Raw genomic sequence first — 19,796 nt, forward strand, 5'->3', positions numbered from 1 at the left:
TATTCTCATTATTGAGAATACAATTTGTTATGATAAGAATTATCTACATGGGGAAATTTCGTCGTAAAACGGCGAAGCAAAATCATTGACAAAAATTCATGACGAGAATAAGATAAAATAAAAGTTGGTCTAGGTAAAAAAAATAATATCAGGCAAACTTATTAACAGGGGGGAAACTATTATGGCAGGAGCAAAAATTTCCCGATTATCCGACTCTAAACCAGGAGAACGTTTTCGCATTGCGAAATTGGATATAAATGATGCCATCATGAAGCGAAGATTGCTAGATTTAGGGTTTGTGCCCGGCTGTGAAGTCACGGTGCTGCAAAAAAGCCCGCTTGGCGACCCGACGGCCTATCGGGTATTTCAAACGACCGTTGCTCTAAGAAAAGAAGAGAGCGACCATATCTACGGGGAGAGAATCCGACATGACACGAAATAACTACACAATCGCTCTTGCCGGAAACCCAAATACGGGAAAAAGCACATTGTTTAATGTCTTGACCGGGTTGCGCCAACATACGGGAAATTGGCCGGGCAAAACAGTCGTTCATGCGGAAGGATTTTTCACCTATAAAGACTGCCGCTATAAGCTGGTCGACTTGCCTGGAACGTATTCACTATACTCCAACTCGGCAGATGAAGAAGTGGCACGGGATTTCATCATTTTCGAGAAGCCGGATGCGACAATCGTTGTACTTGACGCCACCGCACTCGAACGCAATCTCAATCTTGCGTTGCAAGTGCTCGAAATGACGGACCGCGTCATTGTTTGCGTCAACTTAATGGATGAAGCGAAAAAGAAAGGGATTCGCATCGATCCCGGCAAACTGTCGGCTTCGTTGGGAGTGCCGGTCATTCCAATTTCGGCGCGCAATAAAGAAGGGATTGACGTATTGTTAGAAACGCTTGATCAAATGGTACATGGCAAAATCAAAACGGATCCCATTGTCGTTCGTTACGGTCCGGACATTGAGCGACGCATTCATGAACTGATTCCATCCATTAAAGAATTGTTTGGTGATGCGTATCCGGCCCGATGGGTGGCGCTGCGGCTGCTCGATGGGGACACGTCGTTGCTTCGCGCTTTACAGCAGCGCTCCACACGGTTACGAAAGGAGGCAGTTTCCCATGCAGACCACCATTCCGCAGCATCGGTTTGAACAGCTCGTTCGCCAAGCGCAAACACTTGCCCCTGACGATGCCCGTGAACAAATCGTATCCGCAATTTTCCGGACGTCCCAAGCGATTTGCCAAGAGGCCGTCACCTATACAAAGCAAATCAAACAAGACGAAACGGAAAAGCTCGACCGCATTTTTACCTCCAAATGGCTCGGCTTTCCGATTATGCTCGCGATGCTGGCCGTCGTCATCTATATCACCATTGCCGGCGCAAATATCCCATCAGAAATGCTGTCCCGCTTTTTCGGCTGGGTGGAAAGCTATTTGACGCTGTTCTTTCAAGCAGTCCATGCGCCTGGCTGGCTATACGGACTGCTTGTGTTAGGGTTATACCGGGGCACGGCCTGGGTGGTGAGCGTCATGCTGCCGCCGATGGCAATCTTCTTTCCAATTTTTGCGCTGCTTGAAAATTACGGCTATCTGCCGCGTGTCGCTTTCAATATGGACCGCTTGTTTAAAAAGGCAGGCGCACATGGAAAACAATCGCTTACGATGGCAATGGGATTCGGCTGCAACGCCGCCGCCATTATGTCAACACGCATCATCGAATCGCCGCGCGAGCGAATGCTGGCGATTTTAACGAATAATTTCGTCCCTTGTAACGGACGTTGGCCGACGTTGATTTTATTGTCTTCCTTATTTATGGCGGCAAGCTACACAGGCGAATGGAAAACATTCGTCACCGCTAGTGTTGTTGTCGCAATGGTGCTGTTTGGCATCGTCGTCACGCTGACGGTTTCATGGGTGCTGTCGAAAACGGCGCTGCGCGGCATCCCGACCCATTACACATTAGAATTGCCGCCGTATCGGCGCCCGAAAATATGGGATACCATTGTCCGCGCCACATTAGATAAATCCATTTATGTGCTAAGACGAGCCGTTGTGGTTGCCGCCCCGGCTGGGGTCATCACATGGGTGCTCGGAAATATTCATATCGGTAATACGACGATTCTCGCTTATTTGGCAAACTGGCTCGATCCTTTTGCCAAAGCGCTTGGACTCGATGGCTATATTTTAATGGCGTTTATTTTAGGGCTGCCGGCGAATGAAATCGTCCTGCCGATTTTATTAATGGGCTATTTATCCACTGGTTCCTTGACGGAAGTCGATGGTCTCCACTCGCTCAAGCAAATCTTCGTCGACCACGGCTGGACATGGCTGACCGCGCTCAATATGATGCTGTTTTCTTTGCTTCATTATCCGTGCGGCACCACACTCGTTAATATTTATAAAGAAACGAAAAGCAAAAAATGGACGTTTGTCGCATTTGCTCTGCCAACCGCTATAGCGATTACCGTCACGTTTTTGACGGCGCATATCGCACGCTGGTTTGGACTCGTTTAATCATATTCCCCCTCCCTTTTTGGAACAAAGGACGGGGGATATTAAATATCATGAATATTAAAGATTTTTTTTTGCACCTCATTTATTTTTAATTTAGAAATATAGGCAATCTTATGGCTGTCCAAAAAGTAGACTAAATACGTTTCCCCTGCTGGTTCAATTTTTACTATTTTTTTAAATTGACTATGTACGAACGGTGAGTTTTGAAAAAATAATCGTCTAATTTACTCTCGATTTCGCTTAGTGTTTCTGTCGTTTCATACCGCTCGTTTGAAGTATGAATGACAGTTTTTCTGCTTTCCTTTTCGATAAATAAAATATCCTCCAAAGGAAGGAACAGAATGGAACTCTGTGATTTGATGCTATTTACAAATTATTTCTAACAGAAATCTAAGTGAAGAAAAAATATTATTGATGAAAATTGGTCTAGGACAGGATTACGTGTAACGGGAGGTAGCTAGGCAGATGACTATTATCGATCGAATTTGTTTGTGGACAAATATCTTTTGTATAGCGCTATTAAACCATATCCCGCTCCTTTGTTTTCGAAAAGGAGCGGGATATGGTCCATTATACTTCCCTTACTTCTTCCAAATGCGACACATCGCCTTGAGTAATCAACTCAAACTTCCCATCGTTCACCCGCACGATCGTAACGCTGGTGCCGTACATATACGGAGGAGCCCAAAGGTCTTTTAATGGCGTGTTTTTAAAACGAGCGATGACCGTTTTTAACACCACCCCATGCGTAACAATTAAAATGTTTCCTTCAGGGTGGCGTTCGACGATTCGCTCAATAGCGGCAAACGCCCGATGTTGCACATCGATAAACCGCTCGCCGCGCCGCGGTGTGTATAAATGCGGATGATTCCAAAAGTGATCAAACTCAATAGGATCCATCTCTATAATTTCCTCATGGGTCTTTCCTTCCCAGTCGCCGAGGTGAATCTCCCGCAGCTGTTCCTCTGTATAAATCGGAATAAGCCGTTCGCCGCGAATCAACTGGGCGGTTTCGAGCGCGCGTCCGCTTGTGCTGGCATAAATCGCGGTCAAGTCAACCTCTTCTAACCGTTTTCCAAGCCGCATTGCGTCTTGACGGCCCTTTTCCGTGAGCGGCGAATCTTGCCACCCTTGCATCCGTTTTTCGACGTTCCACTCGGTTTCTCCGTGTCTAGTTAAATATAACGTTACCATTTTTGTTCCCCCATTCTTGTTTCATATTGTTCCACTCACACGAGATCCTCTCTTCTCTCCCTAAATGAATCGTTTCGATCTCGATTTCTTCGACTCCTTGGTCGTTTTTTTACACGCGTACGCCTTTCACATCCATTCGAGAGCTGACGGCTAAATTTTTGGACTCTCCTTTTTTGCTTGCTTCAAGATATACAAATCTAACAGCGGATTTTCCGGCTCCATGGAAAATCCGCCGCCCCCAAGCGCAATAATTTGCCTCATTCTCCTCCCCCCCTCATGCCAGCCGCTTCACAAGTTTCGTAAGAAAAATCCCTTCTGGCATCCTCATTTGTTCGACTTCGTGGAAACCGTGACGTTGATACAAACGAAGCGCTGGCATATTCGTGCTTCCTGTCGTTACGATGATTTCGCTCGCATTCTGTTCTTTATGACAGACAAATTCGATCAGGGCGCTTGCAATCCCTTGCCGGAAAAAGTCGGGATCCACCATCAAGCGGCAAATTTGCACGGTTTTTTCTATCCGTTCGTAGGAAATCGCTCCTGCCAGTTGTTCCCGCTTCATATATCCAAAAAACCGTTCACCGCACTGCTGCAACGTTGCGACTGTATCTTGCAATGGCGGAAGGTCGAGGAATCCGATCAGCCGCGCCTCGACAGCGTAAGAACGGAATTGAAGGAGCAGCACCGCCTCCGCCCATTCGTCTGCCTCTATGTCTATTTCCTGAATCATGCCTTCCTTTCCTTTCTGTTTCATCATGCGCCATCCATTTTTACTTCTCGATGATCGCTTTGTTTTCCTTTTTGCTTCACGAAAAAAGACGATCTTGCCTAGCGGCATCAATCGTCTTCGTTATCGTCTATCAGTAATTTCATCCATCGCTTCTTGCAGCAAGTAGTACCCTTTTTGTTCCCGCCCATCTTTCCGTATCGTCCATTCTTGTTTTTCCAATGCCAGCTCACCGCGTTCATTTTTGACAAATGGCATATGAAGGACAATCATATCATCATCCTTGTTGATCGTATAGCCGATATAATACTTGTTCCCTTCGCCCTCTTCTTCGAAAACGCCGACTTGGTCCAACTGATAAACATCCATCAACAGCTGCAACGTGTCAATAAACTCATTGATAATCACGCTTCTTGGCGCAAATTCCATCTTTCTCCCTCCTCTCATCGACGGAGTACGTATAATCGTCCGTTAATGGCAAACGAGATGGTTCCAGTTTCTTCGGAAACGACGATCACAAGCGCATCGCTTCGCTCCGTTAATCCGATGGCGGCACGATGGCGGGTGCCTAATTTTTTCCTCGTCGCCACATGTTCCGCAAGCGGTAAAATATTGCCCGCGGAAACAATTTCGTCGTAACGGATGAGCGTCCCTCCGTCATGCAGCGGATTGCCTGGATAAAAAATCGTTTCTAGCAGCATATGGGAAACTTTCGCGCCGATCGGAATGCCGTGATGCAATAAACCATCGAGCGAGTCGTTCCTCTCAATGACAATCAGCGCGCCATGACGGCGTTCCGCTAGATGCTTCGCAGCAAGAGATATGTCGATATAATGCGGTGTATATTCAGATAGATATGCTTGCAAATAAAACGAAGCTGCCGCCGTTTGGACATCCAAAATGAGTTTTTGCAGCGCTTCTAACCTCGACAATATGCAGCACTCTTCCGTTACTAACGAGCGGCGGATGGCCTCGGCCTCTGCCGTGATCTCATATAAAGAACGAAGAATTTGCTCCTTCATCGGCTCGTCGAGCGGCAATGACTCCTGAATCATGGAATTCCCCCATTACTGTTGGTTACTTATTAGTGTGTGGCATTTTCAAAAAAAAAACAAATGGAAATCAAAAGAAATCCCTTCTAATAGCGGACATTAGAAGGGATTGTCACGAGCCATTGCCGATCGGTTGTATTCTTCGAGCCATTGTTGCAGTTTTTCCGCCTCCAATGATTTGCTAAAGTAAAACCCTTGCGCAAAATCGCAGTGCATTTGCTCTAACAACGCTACTTGCGGATACGTCTCCACTCCTTCCGCCAACACCTGAATGTCTAGGCTTTTGGCCAAATGGATAATCGTATCGACAATCGTCGCGTCTTTCGAGTTTTCTGCGATTCCTTGAATAAAGCTGCGGTCAATTTTTAGCAATGACACTGGCAAGTTGCGAATATATGCCAGCGAAGAAAAGCCGATGCCAAAATCATCGATAGCGACTTGTACTCCGATCTTTTTTAATTCTGTTAAAATATGTTTCCCTGTTTCGATATTTTCCATTAAACCGCTCTCGGTTACTTCCAAAATTAAATGCTCCGGGGCAAAATTTGCCGCATGCAAAATCCGTTTCACATGCTGAATCAATTCCGTTCGGTTTAACAAAAATGGAGATAGGTTAACGGCTAACTTCAAGCCTGGAAACTTCTCCTGCCATTCTTTTACTTGCCGGCACGCATGCTCTAGCACCCATAATGTAATCTCAAAAATAAACCCGCTCTCTTCCGCCAGCGGAATAAACTCCAACGGCGGAATTTCGCCAAGCGACGGGTGGCGCCAGCGCAACAGCGTTTCCACTCCCATTGCCGCGCCGCTGCCAAGCTTGATTTTCGGCTGGTAGCATAAATAAAACTGCTCACGCATAATCGCAAACGGCAAATCTTGTTCAATGAACGCTTTCCGATTTTCGATCGGACGATAAAACTCATAACCGTTTCTACCCCGCTCTTTGACGTTATACAGTGCTTGATCGGCATATTTCATTACCTGCTCGATGCAGTCGCTGTCTTTCGGGAAAAACGCGATTCCCATTGACAGTGTTGACTGAATAAGCTGTTTTTCGTAGTAAAACGGCTGATGAAACGCGGTCACCAATTTATCAGCAAGTTTGGCCATTTCCTCTTTTGTCACATTAGGAAGCAACAAGACAAATTCGTCCCCGCCAATGCGGGCAAAAAAGTCTTCGTCTCTGAGCACGCTTTGCACGCGCTTTACCGCTTCTTGCAAAAAGTAATCGCCCGCCTGGTGGGAAAAATGATCATTGATCCATTTAAACTTGTCAAAGTCTAAATAGCATAAGGCAAATGCGGTTTGGCTTTCGACCAGCTGTTTTACGTACCGTTCAAAATAGCTGCGGTTCGCAATTCCCGTCAATGAATCAAAATAAGCGAGCTGGCGCAGTTTTTCTTCGTATCGCTTCCGTTCGCCGATATTTTTGATCGTTATAATAACATAATCAAGCTCATTCTGTTCGTTGACAATTGCTTTTCCGTGCGCCTCCATCCATATCCAGTTTCCTCTCTCGTCGCGCTTGCGAAACTCGGCGATTTGCGCGTTATATGTATGATATAGCTCATCGAGCTTTTGCCTAACGGTTGGCAAATCATCCGAATGGATAAACCGAAAAATATCTTCATACGAATAAGGATGATCGGCCAGCTCTTCTTTCTTCCATAAAGAAGGTATGTATATAGGCTCACGCTGATTAGAAAAAATGAGAATGTAATCGGTAGAATGTTCTACGATTAGTTGCAGGCGTTGCTGCGTTTCCTGTAACATCTGCTCGATTTTCTTTTCATTTGTCACATCACGGCATACACATAAAATCGCATCAACTTCTCCTTGTCCGTTCACAATCGGCGAAAACGAAGCACGCACAAATTTAACATTATTCTCAGATATTTTTATCGCCCGTTCTATAGGATGGAACGGATTCACCGTTTTTGACCGCTTCCAGCATCGGATCGATGACTCGCAAAAGCGCCATTCGGTCCCATTCATTGGCGTGAAACAGTCCTTGAAATATTGGATTCATATATAAAATAGACCCTTCCAGGTCAAAAATGGCCACTGCATCGGTGAAATGCTGAAAAAAAGCAACATACTGGCTTGTCATACAACAATTACCTCGCAATGATCGTTTTTTTGGAAAAGCTGCCTTCTATTCTCATTTTAACGAAAAAAGGTGGAAAAATCAATAAATTTCGCGAAAATTTTGCTGGAAAAAAAGAAACAACACGGCAAAATGGTGCGTGTTGTTTCAACTTGATTGGGGATCACGCTTGCGGATGGAGCACGGGCATGTCTCGCAATGCGTCCCCCCTTCTGTTTGATAGTAAAGGCAGCACGTTGCACGCTGCTTCACGCCCGCATTTCCTTTCCAAAACCGTTTTAACGGATTTTGCCGCAATGTGCCGAATAACGCTCCATCTGCGTCGTGAACAAGGAAATGAAAGTCGTTATAAAGTTGTTCGTGAATGTAGGCAAGCGAATCATCTTTACCCAACGTTTCATACAACCAATAAATATAAATAGCAATATTTTCCCATAATATATGGGCAGATATTTTCGTTATGCATCGTAACTTCTCCATTAACGGCGAGAAATGTCCTGCAAATAACTGGCGTACCGTCTCTTCTCGCCATTGGTCACGGCAGCCTGTGCATATTTCTGCCTTGAGCTCCTCAAAACGAAAGGTCGGCAGCCACATATCATCACTGTCATCCGTTTCCATCCAAATCCGCTCCGGTGACAACAAAAGCCGTTTATTCCAAACGGACATCGCATAAAGCGACATCGCGGCAAGGAAGCTATATCGTTTGATCAACATCGATGCCGCGACGGCGTCATTGGCAGCGCCAAGCCTGTCGCGCACTTTTGCTACATAATCGATGAGCACGCTTTCCTCAAACAAACGATCCAAGCGAATCGAGAGCGGCGAATTGGTTTGAACGGTGGAAAGCCGATACGTTTCTAATACCTTTATTTCCTCCGCGGAAAGAATCATGATGAAACGCCTTCTTTCTGTAGAATGCATCTTCCTTTTCCGTACGGAATGCAAAGCGGTGTGCCAAATAACGGATCATATGTCACTTGGCAATCCATTTGAAATACGTCTTTCACAAGCTGGCAGGAAATGATTTCTTCCGGTTTTCCTTGCGCATATATTTTTTTATCGCGAATCGCCACAATATGGTGAGCGTAGCGGCATGCCAAGTTTAGATCGTGAAGCACCATGACAATCGTGCGCTTTTCTTTCTCGTTCAGCTCAAACAATAAATCAAGAATTTCAATCTGGTGCGTCATATCCAAGTAGGTTGTTGGTTCGTCCAATAAAATAATGTCCGTATCCTGCGCTAGCGTCATCGCAATCCACGCCCGCTGCCGCTGTCCTCCCGAGAGCGAATCGACCGGACGCTCCGCTAATTCTGTCATTCTCGTCGCTTCCAGCGCGCGGCGCACCGCTTTTTCATCTTCTTCGCTCCATTGCTTCAGCCACGATTGGTACGGATACCGCCCCTGTTTAACGAGCTGCAGCACGGTCAAACCTTCTGGCGCCGTTGGCGACTGCGGCAAAATCGCTAACTTTTTCGCCACCTCTTTTGTCGGCAATTTCGCGATTTCTTTTCCTTCGAGTAACACCGCACCGCCCGCCGGTTTCAAAAGCCGCGCCAACGCGCGCAATAATGTCGATTTGCCGCAGCCGTTTCCCCCGATAAATACAGTAATTTCTCCTTTGGGAATCATCAAATCTAGCTCATCAATAATGATCGTGTTTCCATATGATAATGTCAGCTCTTTTGCTTGTAAGGCGTTCATGTTCTTCCACCCCTTTATACATATCGGCTTCTATGTTTTCCGTTCGTAGCTAGCATCGCCGATCTCCCTGATCTATAATTTCTATCGATAAGTCTAATTGATAATGACTATCAATGTCAAATTATTTCTTGCAACAATAAACGAAATAAATCTGCCCTGCTTCCGCAGGGAAGCTTTTTTATTTAAACACTCTAATCAACAACGCTGTCAATGGAAAAAAGTTGTCGATTATGCTGCGCTATGTTACATTCAAAGTACAAGCTTATAGAAAGGAGAAGGATGGCATGAAACGAACCGCCATCATGGCAGCATGTCTGCTTTCATTTGGCATCATCATGGGCGCTTGCTCCGATGAAAAAGCGAGTGAAACAAAACACGACCATTCGATGACATATACAACTAATTCTGGCGATATTCGTGAAACAACGAAATCAATCGACCATCTTCCTACATTTTTAAACAATTTTGAGGAAAATGTCGCTGTTTTGTATCAACAAGCCGCCAAACATAAAGACTTGCTCGAGCATATTCCTTGCTACTGCGGCTGCGGCGAAGCGGCGAGACATAAAAATAATTACGATTGTTTCGTTCATGAAACAAAAAAAGATGGCTCCGTCGTTTGGGATGACCATGCAACCAAATGCGGCGTCTGTCTCGATATTGCCGCTGAATCCATTGCTGCCTATGAAAAAGGAAAATCCATCAAAGAAATTCGCCAAATGATCGATGACAAATATAAAGAAGGCTACGCGAAACCGACGCCAACGAAATCATGATAATGCGAAAGGCTATCTCCCTTTGCCGGAGATAGCCTTTTTACCGCATGCTTAACGCCGCGTACAAATCATGCAACGTTTCGATGTTGCGTTGCTTTAATTCCTCTAATAGCATCTTCCATAGCTTTGCCATCGCCTCGACATCGCCGTCAGCCGTATGCCGTTTTTCACAGGGAATTCCATAATATTGCAGCGCTTCATCGAGCGTAGGACATGAACAGCAACGAATCATTTCCACCATCGGCTGCATGTCGAAAAATCGGCCGCTCCACTTTGCCCGGTAATACATCCAAAGAAAGTGGCGGAGAAACGATAAATCATGACCAATGTGATAGCCGATCAATACTCCGCCATGAATAAACGATAAAAACGCACGGAGCTCCTCCCTTAGACGCGGGGCATGCAGGACATCTTTCGCTTGAATTCCCGTCAACGCCGAAATGTGCGGTGGAATTGCTTTTTCCGGGCAAATGAGCGTAGAATATGTTTCTTTCACAACTCCGTTCACCGTCTTCGCCGCTGCCATCGCCAAAATTTCGTCGCCCTGCTGCGGAGAAAATCCTGTCGTTTCCATGTCAATAATCATAAAGGACACTTCCCCTAAAGGAGTGTTCATATCGATTTGCTGCTGTTTTTCTTTCCGCAGCGATCGCAGCCACATTTCCTGCTGCAACGAATGCTCCCCATCTAGGAAGGCAGACGATGCTTCACGCGGTATTTCCAACGACAGCAAGCGAAGCGCCCGCTGCCAAAAACGATGCCGCTCACTCACCTAATGCCACCTGCCTGCCGCGCGACAAGGCGCTGCAGCTTTTTTGCTGTCTTCATCGCTTTTTTCAGCCGTGTTCGTTCGTTTGCTTCCAACACGCGCCACAACACATAGTCCCGCTCGTTTGCCGCTTCCGTTGCATACTTTAGCCGAATGTAATAATACGTCAAGAGCGCCTCCCTCACTTCCTCCGCTAGCGGCAACGGAAGCAACGCTTGTTTCGCCATCTCGCGCCACCGTTCCCACGTCGTCGCCGTAGAAATATTGGCAACACACGCTAGCCACTTTAACGCGTTGACGATTTGCACATAGCCGCTATGTTTCATATGAATCGCCCCGCTGTGAGGCCCCCATCGTTCGAGCTGCACATTATAAAACCATCCTAAAGGGACGGAAGGAAACATCACATGCTCCCCCATTTGCCGCAGCAGCTTCGTCTCCCTATTCAGCGAGTGAAACAGCGTCCGCCTGCTGTCGGCAACCAGCTCGCCATCCCCATAAATCGGCCGCATATCCATCGCGATAAATAAAAAGCGGATATCATTAGGGAGACAGCCGCTCATATACATCTTGACCTGCTGCACCCAATCGCGAAGCGACTGCCCCCACCGTTTGTTTGTCGCCATTACGTAGCCGGAACAATACGGGTAGCCAATTTCGTGCAGATAATTCGTTCCTACAGCGGCCATATGGCGGATGAATTCGTAGCATTGTTTCTCTTCGTGCTCCGCGCAGGCAAACAAAATGCCATGATCTTGGTCTGTCCATACCGTCGGCTCCCGTCTCCCGATGCTTCCCATCGCATACCAGCACCAGCTGCGTGGGCGAACCCCGGTTTCCGCGCGCAATGTTTTCTCTTCCGCCAGGCGAAACACCCGCCTCATTATCGCATCATGCGCATCAGCGACGATTTCAGAAATAACCTCAAGCTCCTCCCGGCACAGCCAATAACGCAGCTGTCTGGCAAGCTCATCATGATACAGGCGAAGCTCCCCAATCGTTTGCGCCTCTTCCAATTGCTTCACCCATTCATATAGCGATTCCATGATCGTTCTCCTTGAAACAAGATTCTAATGCGCCATCGACTTAGACTGATAGGCAGGATCAAGCTGCTCCGGATAGCCGTATGAACCGTGTTCGCTAATATCCAATCCGGAAATTTCCTGTTCCGCTGTCACGCGCAACCCAATCGTTTTCTTCAACAAAAACAGCACGACAAAAGAGATGAGCGCTACATAGGCGATCGCACCGAGCACGCCGACCGTCTGCACAATCAACTGATGAAATCCGCCGCCATACAACAGGCCCGCCTTGCCAATCCCTGTTATTTTCACTAAACGCGGCGAAGCGAAAAATCCGGTGGAAATCGTACCAATGATGCCGGCAATACCATGCACGGAAAACGCGTAAATCGGGTCATCAATGCCTTTTCTTTCGAAATAAATCGACGTCCAAAATGTGAATGAACCCGCGACCGCTCCGATCACTACTGCCGCCCATGGTTCGACGAAGGCGCACGCTGCTGTAATCGCCACGAGTGCAGCAAGCACTCCGTTGACCATCGCTGGAATATCCGCTTTTCCAACCATGATTTTCGCCGTGACAATCGCGGCAACCGCTCCCGCCGCGGCGGCTAAATTCGTCGTTAACGCCACATAACCGAAAAAGCCATCACCTACCGCCATCGTGCTTCCCGCATTAAAACCAAACCAGCCGATCCATAAAATCAATCCGCCGATAACGGTATACACTTGGTTATGCCCCGGAATGACGTTCGGTGTTTTATCTTTATTGAACTTGCCGATGCGCGGCCCAAGTAAAACTGTCGCGACCAGCGCGGCGATCGCCCCTTGCAAATGAACGACCGTAGAGCCGGCAAAATCTTGCATGCCTATTTCGCCAAGCCAGCCGCCTCCCCATACCCAATGGCCAATGACCGGATAAATGGCGACCGTAAAAATCGTTCCAAATAGAAAATAAACCGATAATTTGGCGCGCTCAGCAAATCCTCCCCAGGCAATCGCCAGCGATACCCCGGCAAACCCTAGCTGAAATAAAAATTTCAACGATAGCGGAACATTCGCCCATGATAACGAAGCAAACGTTTTTTCATCTCCTTGCAAAAACCATCCTTCTGTTCCGATCAAGTGATTTCCCGCTCCAAATGTAATCGCAAAGCCAAACGCCCAAAACGCCAGCGAAGCAATTGCAAAGCTGAGAATCTGTTTTCCAGCGACATGCCCCGAGTTTTTCATTCTCGTCGACCCCGCTTCTAGAAGTGCAAACCCTGCCTGCATCCCAATCACCAGCACCGCGCTCACCATCACCCATAATGCATCAAGACCTGCGGTTAGCATTTTGCCATCCATTCTTCTTCTCCCCCTCAATGTTATATTTAGTTACTTTATATGTTATAATATATAACACATAAACAAATCATCCGCAATATAAATTTGTTTTGTAACCGTTTACGATATAAAATTTGTTATATTTTATAACACATATTTTTAATAACAAGGGCTCTTTTCGCAAAGATTGTTGTTTTTAATAACTGATAATTGACAATTGACTCTTAACAATATTTAATATTGTTAAATATGTAAAATAAAGGAGATGTTGGTTTGAATGATAGAAGCTTTAGGTAACTTCTTTAGCGCGATCGCAACGGCTCTATTAGGTAAAAAACGGAAATATTAATTGTAGTCAAAAAAAGTAACACTCTATACAAAAACATCCATAATAAAAAAAACGGAATGCCTTAAACTTGTTTGTTTTAAGGCATTCCGTGCGTTTCAGGCGACGCGTATCGGCTTTCCAAAGGGCACGCGTGGCATATAGTCGTCCGGGACAAGCCAAAATACTTCATAGTCGACTTGCAATTCTTCGTAAAAATACCCAGTGACATCGGTGATGTAAAAAAGCGTATCGATTTTTTGCTCCGCTGCCCATTCCAACACTTCCGTATACGATGATTTTCCATGTTTAAAATACTTAATGGATGCAACGCCGACCGGAGATACATCTCGAATCTTAAAATCGGCCTGCACGAGCATCGTATCGGGCCGTACTTTTTCAAACAGCTTAACAATGTTTTGAATGAGCACGGGACGTGATGGGCGATTGGACGTATCAATGGCCAAGGCAATGGAATGATCTTTTCGTTCTTTCAATAATGCCAAAAGTGCTTGCTGCCATTTCATCATCATCAGCCCCCTTAATTATAAGTATGACAGCGTACAGTATTAGTATGAACGGGAAGGAAGCTGAGTACGAACTGCTTTTCTTTCCTCATTCTCCTACAATTTTGTCAAAATTAATCCGCATAAGGCAGTCGCGATGCCGATCAGCTGGTACGCTTTTAGTCTTTCCTTGAATAAGTAACAACCTAAAATAACGACAATAAGGCAATTTAAGCTGACAACCGGAAAGACGATCGATGCAACGCCTGTCGTAAGCGCATAAAAATAACAGCTAAAACCGATGACACTGAAGAAAGCCACCGTTGCGCCCACCCGAAACTCCCGTTTTTGCACAATTGTTTTACGGCAACTCCAACATAAGTACAACCCGCCGCCACCGTACATCGCAGTAAGCAAATCCAAGGAACGAACCCCGATAACCGAGCACCACTTCATTAAAATCCCTACTATTCCAAATGAGACAATCGCCATGCCGATATGGAGCAACCAAGATATGTATTCGTAATTTCCTTTCTCCACTTTCGGAGTATATTGAATGATTGCAGCGGAACATAACATACATAAAATGCCGATCCAATGTAAAAGCGGAATATGTTCGCCAAATATAATCCCCGCCGCCAGCACCGGAAAAATCGCATTTACCGCCACAAGTGGAGCCGTCAAACTAGCCGGTCCTTTCTCAAAAGCCCCTGACATTTGCATGTTTCCCGTCGCATTGCAAATCCCGATCAGCGCCCCGAGCATCATCGATGTCGCGCTTGGATGGAGCGATTTTGTCATCCATCCGTACAACATCATGAAACAAAACGCCACCATATAAAAATAAAACTGGATATGTTGTTTCGACATGGAATAACGCGTACTCCACTTAAACAACGTATTGTTGATGCCGAAACAAACCGCGGTCATCACAGCAGCAGCCAACCACACATCTGTCCCTCTCTCTGTTGAATAAATTGTACAATCTCTATTATAAATCGAAAAGACAAAAAAACGTCAAGGCTTTTTCCTGCCTTGACGCTCCGCTGTTACTGTTTTCGCTCTCGGGAAAGAGGGATGTCTTTTCCCCCCGCGTTATCGATGACCGCTTCCACTGTCCCTTCCGCATACACATCGCTCACCTGCTCATGCGTTTCTGCCAGCGCGGAAGCAAACGCGGAAGCAAAAAAAGACGACGCTTCTTCATCGGATGGCGCGTATTGTTTTCCCGCAATTTGCGACTGTTCGTTCTTTTCCATCAACCTCATTCCCTCCTTGTTCATCCCTACTCACTATTAATGTGAAACAATGAGGCAAAATTAAGAGGAAGTTTATGGATATCATATGTATACATTCGCGCCAAGACGGCAAACTAATGATAGACCATTAGGAAGAAAGGATGAACATCATGAAACAGCCAAAGCAAAACAATAGCCTCGAACAACAAAAAAAGCAGCAGCAGGAAAAAGATATCGAAAAACAACCTGGATATGGGGATAAAAAATTGGAAGGACCAAATTTTCCGGCCGAATAATGTTCGGTTAAAGGATGGCGTATAGAAATGAGGCATTTAATCGCGCTTGCATTAAAGTACGTGCTGTTTACTACGGTCTTTTTTGCGATCGTCCCGTTATTTTTACGCATCTCCTCGGCAGAACTGTTATGGTTCAGCCTTTGGATGACGTTCGTTGCTTATGCGCTCGGTGATTTGTACCTTCTCCCGCGCTTTGGGAATCTGTCAGCGACGATTGCAGATTTTGGCCTCGCCTTTGTCGGCGTATGGATTGGCATCGGCGCTTTTTACGACGTCAGCGGTCCCGCGGTTTTAAACGCCGCGTTCTTTTCCGCTCTGCTTGTCGCGTTTGGTGAAGTGTTGTTCCATGCTTATGTCCATCGCTTCATCCTAAGCGGCCAAGAAGAAGAAAGAGTACCGTTGCAAGGGCGTGAATGGCAAATGGAAACGGCGGAAGAATTCGACGTCCGCCGCGAAACAGACGATGATGGCGAGATACGTGAAAGCTGACCCCATCCTGAGGTCAGCTTTTTCTTCATCGATCGTTGCGTTTTAATGACAATAACGTCTGTTTCAGCTGTTCTTCCATCGTCACCAGCTCCCGTTCGACCTGCTGCCGTTTGCGGCGGCCTTCCTCCTGAATTTTCAACGTTTCCTCTAAGGTCGTCACCAAGTTTTCCTGCGTTTTTTTCAACGTTTCAATGTCAATGAGCCCGCGTTCGTTTTCCTTCGCCACTTCAATGCTGTTTGTTTTCAGCATTTCCGAATTCCTTAAGAGCAAGTTATTCGTCGTTTCCGTCACTTGCTTTTGCGCCTCGACCGCTTTTTGCTGGCGGAACAGCGTCAAGGCAATCACGACTTGGTTTTTCCATAATGGAATCGCCGTTAAAATCGATGATTGGATGCGCTCGACGAGCGTCTGGTTCATGTGCTGGATCATGCGGATTTGTGGAGCCGTTTGAATCGTTACTTGCCGGCTTAATTTTAAATCGTGAATCCGCTTTTCGAGACGGTCGGCAAACTGCAACAAATCATTTACTTCTTGCAATTCCATTTGGTTGCCCGACCGTTCCGCTTCGGCTCGTTTTTCCGGAATGACTTTTGTCCGCAACTCTTCTAATTTATACTCCGCCGCGGCGATATAAATATTCAGCGCATCAAAGTATTCTTTATTTTTCTCGTACAGCGTCTCTAGCATCATAATATCGCGAAACAGCATCTGCCGGTGTTTTTCCAGCTGATCGGCGATTTTATCAATTTCGACGCCAATTTTTTGATATTTCGCCATCATCCCTTGCAGCGATTTCGACACAGACCCAAACAGCCGCGAAAGCAATCCTTTTTTCGCCGGAAGCAAATCATCCGGATTTACTTCTTTAATTTTCGTCATTAACTCGCTGATCACCTCGCCGACAGGGCCCGCGTCTTTCGCCTGCACATGATGGAGAATCGCATGAGAAAACTTGGACAGCTCCGCCTGCGCTGCCACCCCGTATTGGATGATTGCCTGTTGGTTGCGCGGATCGATTTGTTTCGCCAGCTGCATTGCTTTTTCGCGATGTTCTGGCTTCAACGTATCAAGAAGCTTCGGCTTTGGTTGCTCCACAGCCGTTTCGTTTTGCTCGCTCGGCAAGGAAAACGGATTTTCCAACAACGAATCGAGCGAGCTTGTCCACTCTGGATATTGCAGATCGTTGCCTTGCGTCTTATCGGACGGTTTCATAGTCGTTCTCCTTTCTCCATTGCATCGTTTCCGAAAGCTTTTGCTGCTCGAGCGACTGTTCAAGCATTTTCGTCTCGACCTGCAAAGCGAACACATCATTAGAAAGTATCTCCAATAACCGTTTTTCTGCGGTTGTCACCAGCTCATCGAGAAGCCGCTCCGTTTTCCAAAGCGCCTCTTTCATCTCCTGACTGCGCACCGGCTGGTTCACTAAATAAACGTATTTGTCGATCATGGTTACCGCCATTGGCAATTCGTTTAAGAAAAACGACTGGGCGATGCGGAATTGATGCGGATGCTGCTGAACTGCACGAATCATTTTGTCAACCAACGCGCACAGACGCGAAATTTTTTGCCACATCACCAACGAACGGATGCGGTAACGGGCGCGCCGCATTTGTTTCCACTGCTTCCGAGCCTCATCAAGCTGGGAACGGATATACGTTTTTTCCTCTTTCAAAATCCCTTGCGCCGTGATGCGGTGATTTCGTCTTTTCATGATGGCCGACGTGACAAACATCGCCCCCATTCCCGATAAAAAGGAAGGCAAGATATGAAAATCAGCGAGAAAAAACACGACAACCGCCACTACTACCCCTATATTCCATGAAACAAACCAACGCCACAACGTCTTCAACAAGTGTTTCATCGTTCATCCCTTTCTCGTATCCTCGTTTATCTTCATTATAACATGTCCACTTTTCTTCATACGTATTAACGGACGATTTTGTTTCATCATCATTTTGACTTTCCGCTTCGATGGAAAGCGCTGCGCATAGGACAACACCGCGGACGAATATGCTTTAACAAAAGGATTGACAAAGGAGAGAAACCGATGAAACAGATGGATTGGCAGATGATCTATTTTGTCGGAGTGACATTATTAAAAGAATATTGGTGCTATATCGGGCTGCCGCGCGTCTACTACTGGCGCATAAACGATGATGATGATCGCAAAGCGGCATAACCGGGAAGGGAGAGAAAGAAAATGCAAGAATGGTATATGCCGATGCAGCGCAATCAACCAACGGCGCAAACGATCACCGTGACAGGACAGGGAACGGTCACGGCAAAGCCCGATACGGTTATCATCACCCTTGGAGTGCGAACCGAACACACCAACGTCCAAGAAGCGCTTGCGGAAAACGCAAAACGCGCCAATGACATGATCCGCGCGCTAAAAACGATTGAGGTGAACGAAGAGGACATCGACACTGCCTCGTTTTCCATTTATCCAAAATATAACTACTCAAACGGAACAGCCACCTTGACTGGTTACGAGGTCGAGCATATTTTCGACATTACCGTCAAAGATACAAAAAAAGTCGGCAACATTTACGACACCGCCATCGCCAGCGGCGCAAACATCGCCCGTCAGATCCAATTCCGCCTCGCCAACGAACAGCCTTATTACCAGCAGGCGCTGATGCTGGCGGTGAAAAACGCCAAAGAAAAAGCGATCACCATCGCCCGCACCCTCGGCCTTCCGATGCACGACATGCCCCTTCAAATCAAAGAAGAAAGCGTCGCTCCCCCCTTCCCGCGAGCACCTTATTCGGCGACCACACTGGCGGAATCGTCAACCGCAACGCCGATTCAGACGCAAGATATCATCATCAAAGCTACCGTCCAGGCGGTCTTTTCCTACTAAAAAAGATCCTTCCATTTTCTGAAGGATCTTTATTCTTTCGCTAAATCCACTTCATACACACGCGCACCGCCGAATAAACGCACTTGTTTCGTTTCTTTTTTTCGTTTTTCTCCATCTGCCTCTACGACCGTAACCGTATACGCCCCAGGCAAATACGGGCCGACTTTTTTCACAAACGGATCTTTCGTCGGTTCCCCTTTCACTTTCTCGCCGTTAATCATAATTTCATCATCCGGCTCGTTCAAATGAATGTTCATCGAGTATAAGGTTGGTTCAAACACATAGCGATCCCCGAACACTTTGATGGTGAAAATGGGCGGTTTCGACGTTAATCCTTTTATATATACATGCTTCATGTTGCGCTGTCTGTCAAAATCGCGTTCGAGTGTTTTGTATGCTTTTGGATGCGCGTCTAAGTATGAAAACAACGGCGCAAGCGTTTTTTCATTGATCGGTATGGTCTCATCCGAGACACGAAGGTATGTTTGCAGCGCGGCAACATCTTTGTCTTTGAGCGCATCCTCAAGGTGCATCACGGCGATTTCCCTGCTGGCGGCGTTTTTCAACGCGTTGTATCCTTTCCATAAAAGCGCGCCTACCAGCCACATTGCTGCGATGGCCAAAGCCGCATACCCAAAAATGCGGTAATACTTTTTCCGCCGCTCCCGCATAAAAAGACGCGCCTGCTTTCGCTGCTCATAGCGCGCCAACGCCGCCGCGTCGCCCGCGGCACTCTTCTTTGTTTCTCTTTTTTGCTGATTGGCCCCCTGTATCGTTTTCTCTAAAGACACATGCGGTTTCACCCTGCTTCCCCTCTCCTGTTGTCTGTATTCTAGTTCATCTTTATGACAGAATTAGGGAATTTATGTTGAG

General features: G+C 46.5%; 26 protein-coding genes and 1 pseudogene. 8 read left to right on the top strand and 19 right to left on the bottom strand.

What is annotated here, in order from left to right; all coding sequences use genetic code 11:
* Window positions 1-181: 181 nt before the first annotated feature.
* Genes BDD39_RS07585 through BDD39_RS07595 form a run of 3 tightly spaced genes read left to right on the top strand, consistent with a single transcriptional unit; the run spans window position 182 to window position 2,526 of the window.
* A complete protein-coding gene (locus BDD39_RS07585) occupies window positions 182-442 on the top strand; it encodes a FeoA family protein (protein ID WP_166909504.1) in 261 nt (86 codons plus the stop codon).
* Window positions 429-1,163 carry a FeoB small GTPase domain-containing protein gene (locus BDD39_RS07590; protein ID WP_166909506.1) on the top strand — a complete coding sequence of 245 codons (735 nt, stop codon included), beginning with the start codon at window positions 429-431 and terminating at the stop codon, window positions 1,161-1,163. Before BDD39_RS07585 ends, BDD39_RS07590 begins: the two co-directional genes overlap by 14 nt.
* Window positions 1,132-2,526: a nucleoside recognition domain-containing protein gene (locus BDD39_RS07595; RefSeq protein WP_166909508.1), complete on the top strand. Its 1,395-nt coding sequence runs from the start codon at window positions 1,132-1,134 to the stop codon at window positions 2,524-2,526. The genes BDD39_RS07590 and BDD39_RS07595 overlap by 32 nt, the downstream gene beginning before the upstream one ends.
* Window positions 2,527-2,692: 166 nt before the next feature.
* On the opposite strand, the gene BDD39_RS16390 is transcribed toward BDD39_RS07595, so the two are convergent.
* The 10 genes and pseudogenes from BDD39_RS16390 to BDD39_RS07640 form a co-directional block, all read right to left on the bottom strand.
* Window positions 2,693-2,854: a LytTR family DNA-binding domain-containing protein gene (locus tag BDD39_RS16390; protein WP_243846011.1), complete on the bottom strand. Its 162-nt coding sequence runs from the start codon at window positions 2,852-2,854 to the stop codon at window positions 2,693-2,695.
* A 242-nt stretch (window positions 2,855-3,096) separates the two neighbouring features.
* Entirely contained in the window at window positions 3,097-3,720 is a 624-nt protein-coding gene (locus tag BDD39_RS07605) for a histidine phosphatase family protein (protein WP_166909510.1), read from the bottom strand.
* A 153-nt stretch (window positions 3,721-3,873) separates the two neighbouring features.
* A pseudogene (locus BDD39_RS07610) lies at window positions 3,874-3,981 on the bottom strand (peptidase E); the annotation flags it as partial.
* A gap of 13 nt (window positions 3,982-3,994) precedes the next feature.
* Entirely contained in the window at window positions 3,995-4,477 is a 483-nt protein-coding gene (locus BDD39_RS07615) for a GNAT family N-acetyltransferase (RefSeq protein WP_243846012.1), read from the bottom strand.
* 93 nt (window positions 4,478-4,570) lie between these two features.
* Window positions 4,571-4,876, bottom strand: a complete 306-nt coding sequence (locus BDD39_RS07620; RefSeq protein WP_166909512.1) for a DUF5634 family protein — start codon at window positions 4,874-4,876, stop codon at window positions 4,571-4,573.
* A gap of 14 nt (window positions 4,877-4,890) precedes the next feature.
* On the bottom strand, window positions 4,891-5,502 hold the full coding sequence (cdaS, locus tag BDD39_RS07625; RefSeq protein ID WP_166909514.1) for a sporulation-specific diadenylate cyclase CdaS: 612 nt from the start codon (window positions 5,500-5,502) through the stop codon (window positions 4,891-4,893).
* 96 nt (window positions 5,503-5,598) lie between these two features.
* Window positions 5,599-7,371, bottom strand: coding sequence for a putative bifunctional diguanylate cyclase/phosphodiesterase (locus BDD39_RS07630; RefSeq protein WP_341801456.1), 1,773 nt, complete (start codon window positions 7,369-7,371; stop codon window positions 5,599-5,601).
* 16 nt (window positions 7,372-7,387) lie between these two features.
* Window positions 7,388-7,609, bottom strand: coding sequence for a hypothetical protein (locus BDD39_RS16395; protein WP_243846013.1), 222 nt, complete (start codon window positions 7,607-7,609; stop codon window positions 7,388-7,390).
* A 144-nt stretch (window positions 7,610-7,753) separates the two neighbouring features.
* The gene (locus BDD39_RS07635; RefSeq protein WP_166909516.1) at window positions 7,754-8,500 is read right to left on the bottom strand and encodes an IucA/IucC family C-terminal-domain containing protein; all 747 of its coding nucleotides are present in this window, start codon (window positions 8,498-8,500) and stop codon (window positions 7,754-7,756) included.
* Window positions 8,497-9,312, bottom strand: a complete 816-nt coding sequence (locus BDD39_RS07640; protein WP_166909518.1) for an ABC transporter ATP-binding protein — start codon at window positions 9,310-9,312, stop codon at window positions 8,497-8,499. Before BDD39_RS07640 ends, BDD39_RS07635 begins: the two co-directional genes overlap by 4 nt.
* Window positions 9,313-9,596: 284 nt before the next feature.
* Between BDD39_RS07640 and BDD39_RS07645 the strand changes: the two genes are divergently transcribed.
* Entirely contained in the window at window positions 9,597-10,088 is a 492-nt protein-coding gene (locus BDD39_RS07645) for a PCYCGC domain-containing protein (RefSeq protein ID WP_166909520.1), read from the top strand.
* Window positions 10,089-10,128: 40 nt separating this feature from the next.
* Here the strand turns inward: BDD39_RS07645 and BDD39_RS07650 are convergent, their stop codons facing one another.
* From BDD39_RS07650 to BDD39_RS07675, 6 genes are all read right to left on the bottom strand, one after another.
* Entirely contained in the window at window positions 10,129-10,860 is a 732-nt protein-coding gene (locus tag BDD39_RS07650; RefSeq protein WP_166909522.1) for an exonuclease domain-containing protein, read from the bottom strand.
* Window positions 10,857-11,903, bottom strand: coding sequence for a DUF294 nucleotidyltransferase-like domain-containing protein (locus BDD39_RS07655; RefSeq protein ID WP_166909524.1), 1,047 nt, complete (start codon window positions 11,901-11,903; stop codon window positions 10,857-10,859). The genes BDD39_RS07650 and BDD39_RS07655 overlap by 4 nt, the downstream gene beginning before the upstream one ends.
* 24 nt (window positions 11,904-11,927) lie before the next feature.
* Entirely contained in the window at window positions 11,928-13,226 is a 1,299-nt protein-coding gene (locus BDD39_RS07660; RefSeq protein ID WP_166909527.1) for an ammonium transporter, read from the bottom strand.
* A 423-nt stretch (window positions 13,227-13,649) separates the two neighbouring features.
* Window positions 13,650-14,057 (bottom strand): VWA-like domain-containing protein, encoded by a 408-nt coding sequence (locus BDD39_RS07665; protein WP_166909529.1) that lies wholly within the window; start codon window positions 14,055-14,057, stop codon window positions 13,650-13,652.
* 96 nt (window positions 14,058-14,153) lie between these two features.
* Entirely contained in the window at window positions 14,154-14,987 is an 834-nt protein-coding gene (locus tag BDD39_RS07670) for an EamA family transporter (RefSeq protein ID WP_166909531.1), read from the bottom strand.
* A 98-nt stretch (window positions 14,988-15,085) separates the two neighbouring features.
* The gene (locus tag BDD39_RS07675) at window positions 15,086-15,295 is read right to left on the bottom strand and encodes a YozQ family protein (RefSeq protein WP_166912332.1); all 210 of its coding nucleotides are present in this window, start codon (window positions 15,293-15,295) and stop codon (window positions 15,086-15,088) included.
* A 140-nt stretch (window positions 15,296-15,435) separates the two neighbouring features.
* On the opposite strand from BDD39_RS07675, the gene BDD39_RS16580 reads away from it, so the two are divergent.
* Window positions 15,436-15,570 carry a hypothetical protein gene (locus BDD39_RS16580; protein WP_279587961.1) on the top strand — a complete coding sequence of 45 codons (135 nt, stop codon included), beginning with the start codon at window positions 15,436-15,438 and terminating at the stop codon, window positions 15,568-15,570.
* Window positions 15,571-15,597: 27 nt separating this feature from the next.
* Entirely contained in the window at window positions 15,598-16,059 is a 462-nt protein-coding gene (locus BDD39_RS07680; RefSeq protein WP_166909534.1) for a YndM family protein, read from the top strand.
* Between the two features lie 25 nt (window positions 16,060-16,084).
* On the opposite strand, the gene BDD39_RS07685 is transcribed toward BDD39_RS07680, so the two are convergent.
* Both BDD39_RS07685 and BDD39_RS07690 read right to left on the bottom strand, forming a co-directional pair.
* Window positions 16,085-17,272 (bottom strand): toxic anion resistance protein, encoded by a 1,188-nt coding sequence (locus BDD39_RS07685; protein WP_166909536.1) that lies wholly within the window; start codon window positions 17,270-17,272, stop codon window positions 16,085-16,087.
* A complete protein-coding gene (locus BDD39_RS07690; protein WP_166909538.1) occupies window positions 17,256-17,921 on the bottom strand; it encodes a 5-bromo-4-chloroindolyl phosphate hydrolysis family protein in 666 nt (221 codons plus the stop codon). The genes BDD39_RS07685 and BDD39_RS07690 overlap by 17 nt, the downstream gene beginning before the upstream one ends.
* Before the next feature lie 186 nt (window positions 17,922-18,107).
* Between BDD39_RS07690 and BDD39_RS16585 the strand changes: the two genes are divergently transcribed.
* Together BDD39_RS16585 and BDD39_RS07695 are read left to right on the top strand one after the other, a co-directional pair.
* A complete protein-coding gene (locus BDD39_RS16585; RefSeq protein WP_279587937.1) occupies window positions 18,108-18,239 on the top strand; it encodes a hypothetical protein in 132 nt (43 codons plus the stop codon).
* Window positions 18,240-18,260: 21 nt separating this feature from the next.
* Window positions 18,261-18,923 (top strand): SIMPL domain-containing protein, encoded by a 663-nt coding sequence (locus BDD39_RS07695; RefSeq protein ID WP_166909540.1) that lies wholly within the window; start codon window positions 18,261-18,263, stop codon window positions 18,921-18,923.
* 29 nt (window positions 18,924-18,952) lie between these two features.
* On the opposite strand, the gene BDD39_RS07700 is transcribed toward BDD39_RS07695, so the two are convergent.
* Complete coding sequence (locus BDD39_RS07700) at window positions 18,953-19,726, bottom strand: TcaA second domain-containing protein (RefSeq protein ID WP_166909543.1); 774 nt, start codon at window positions 19,724-19,726, stop codon at window positions 18,953-18,955.
* Between the last annotated feature and the right edge of the window lie 70 nt (window positions 19,727-19,796).

Source organism: Saccharococcus thermophilus (genome assembly GCF_011761475.1).
In the GTDB taxonomy this organism is placed as follows: Bacteria; Bacillota; Bacilli; order Bacillales; family Anoxybacillaceae; genus Saccharococcus; species Saccharococcus thermophilus.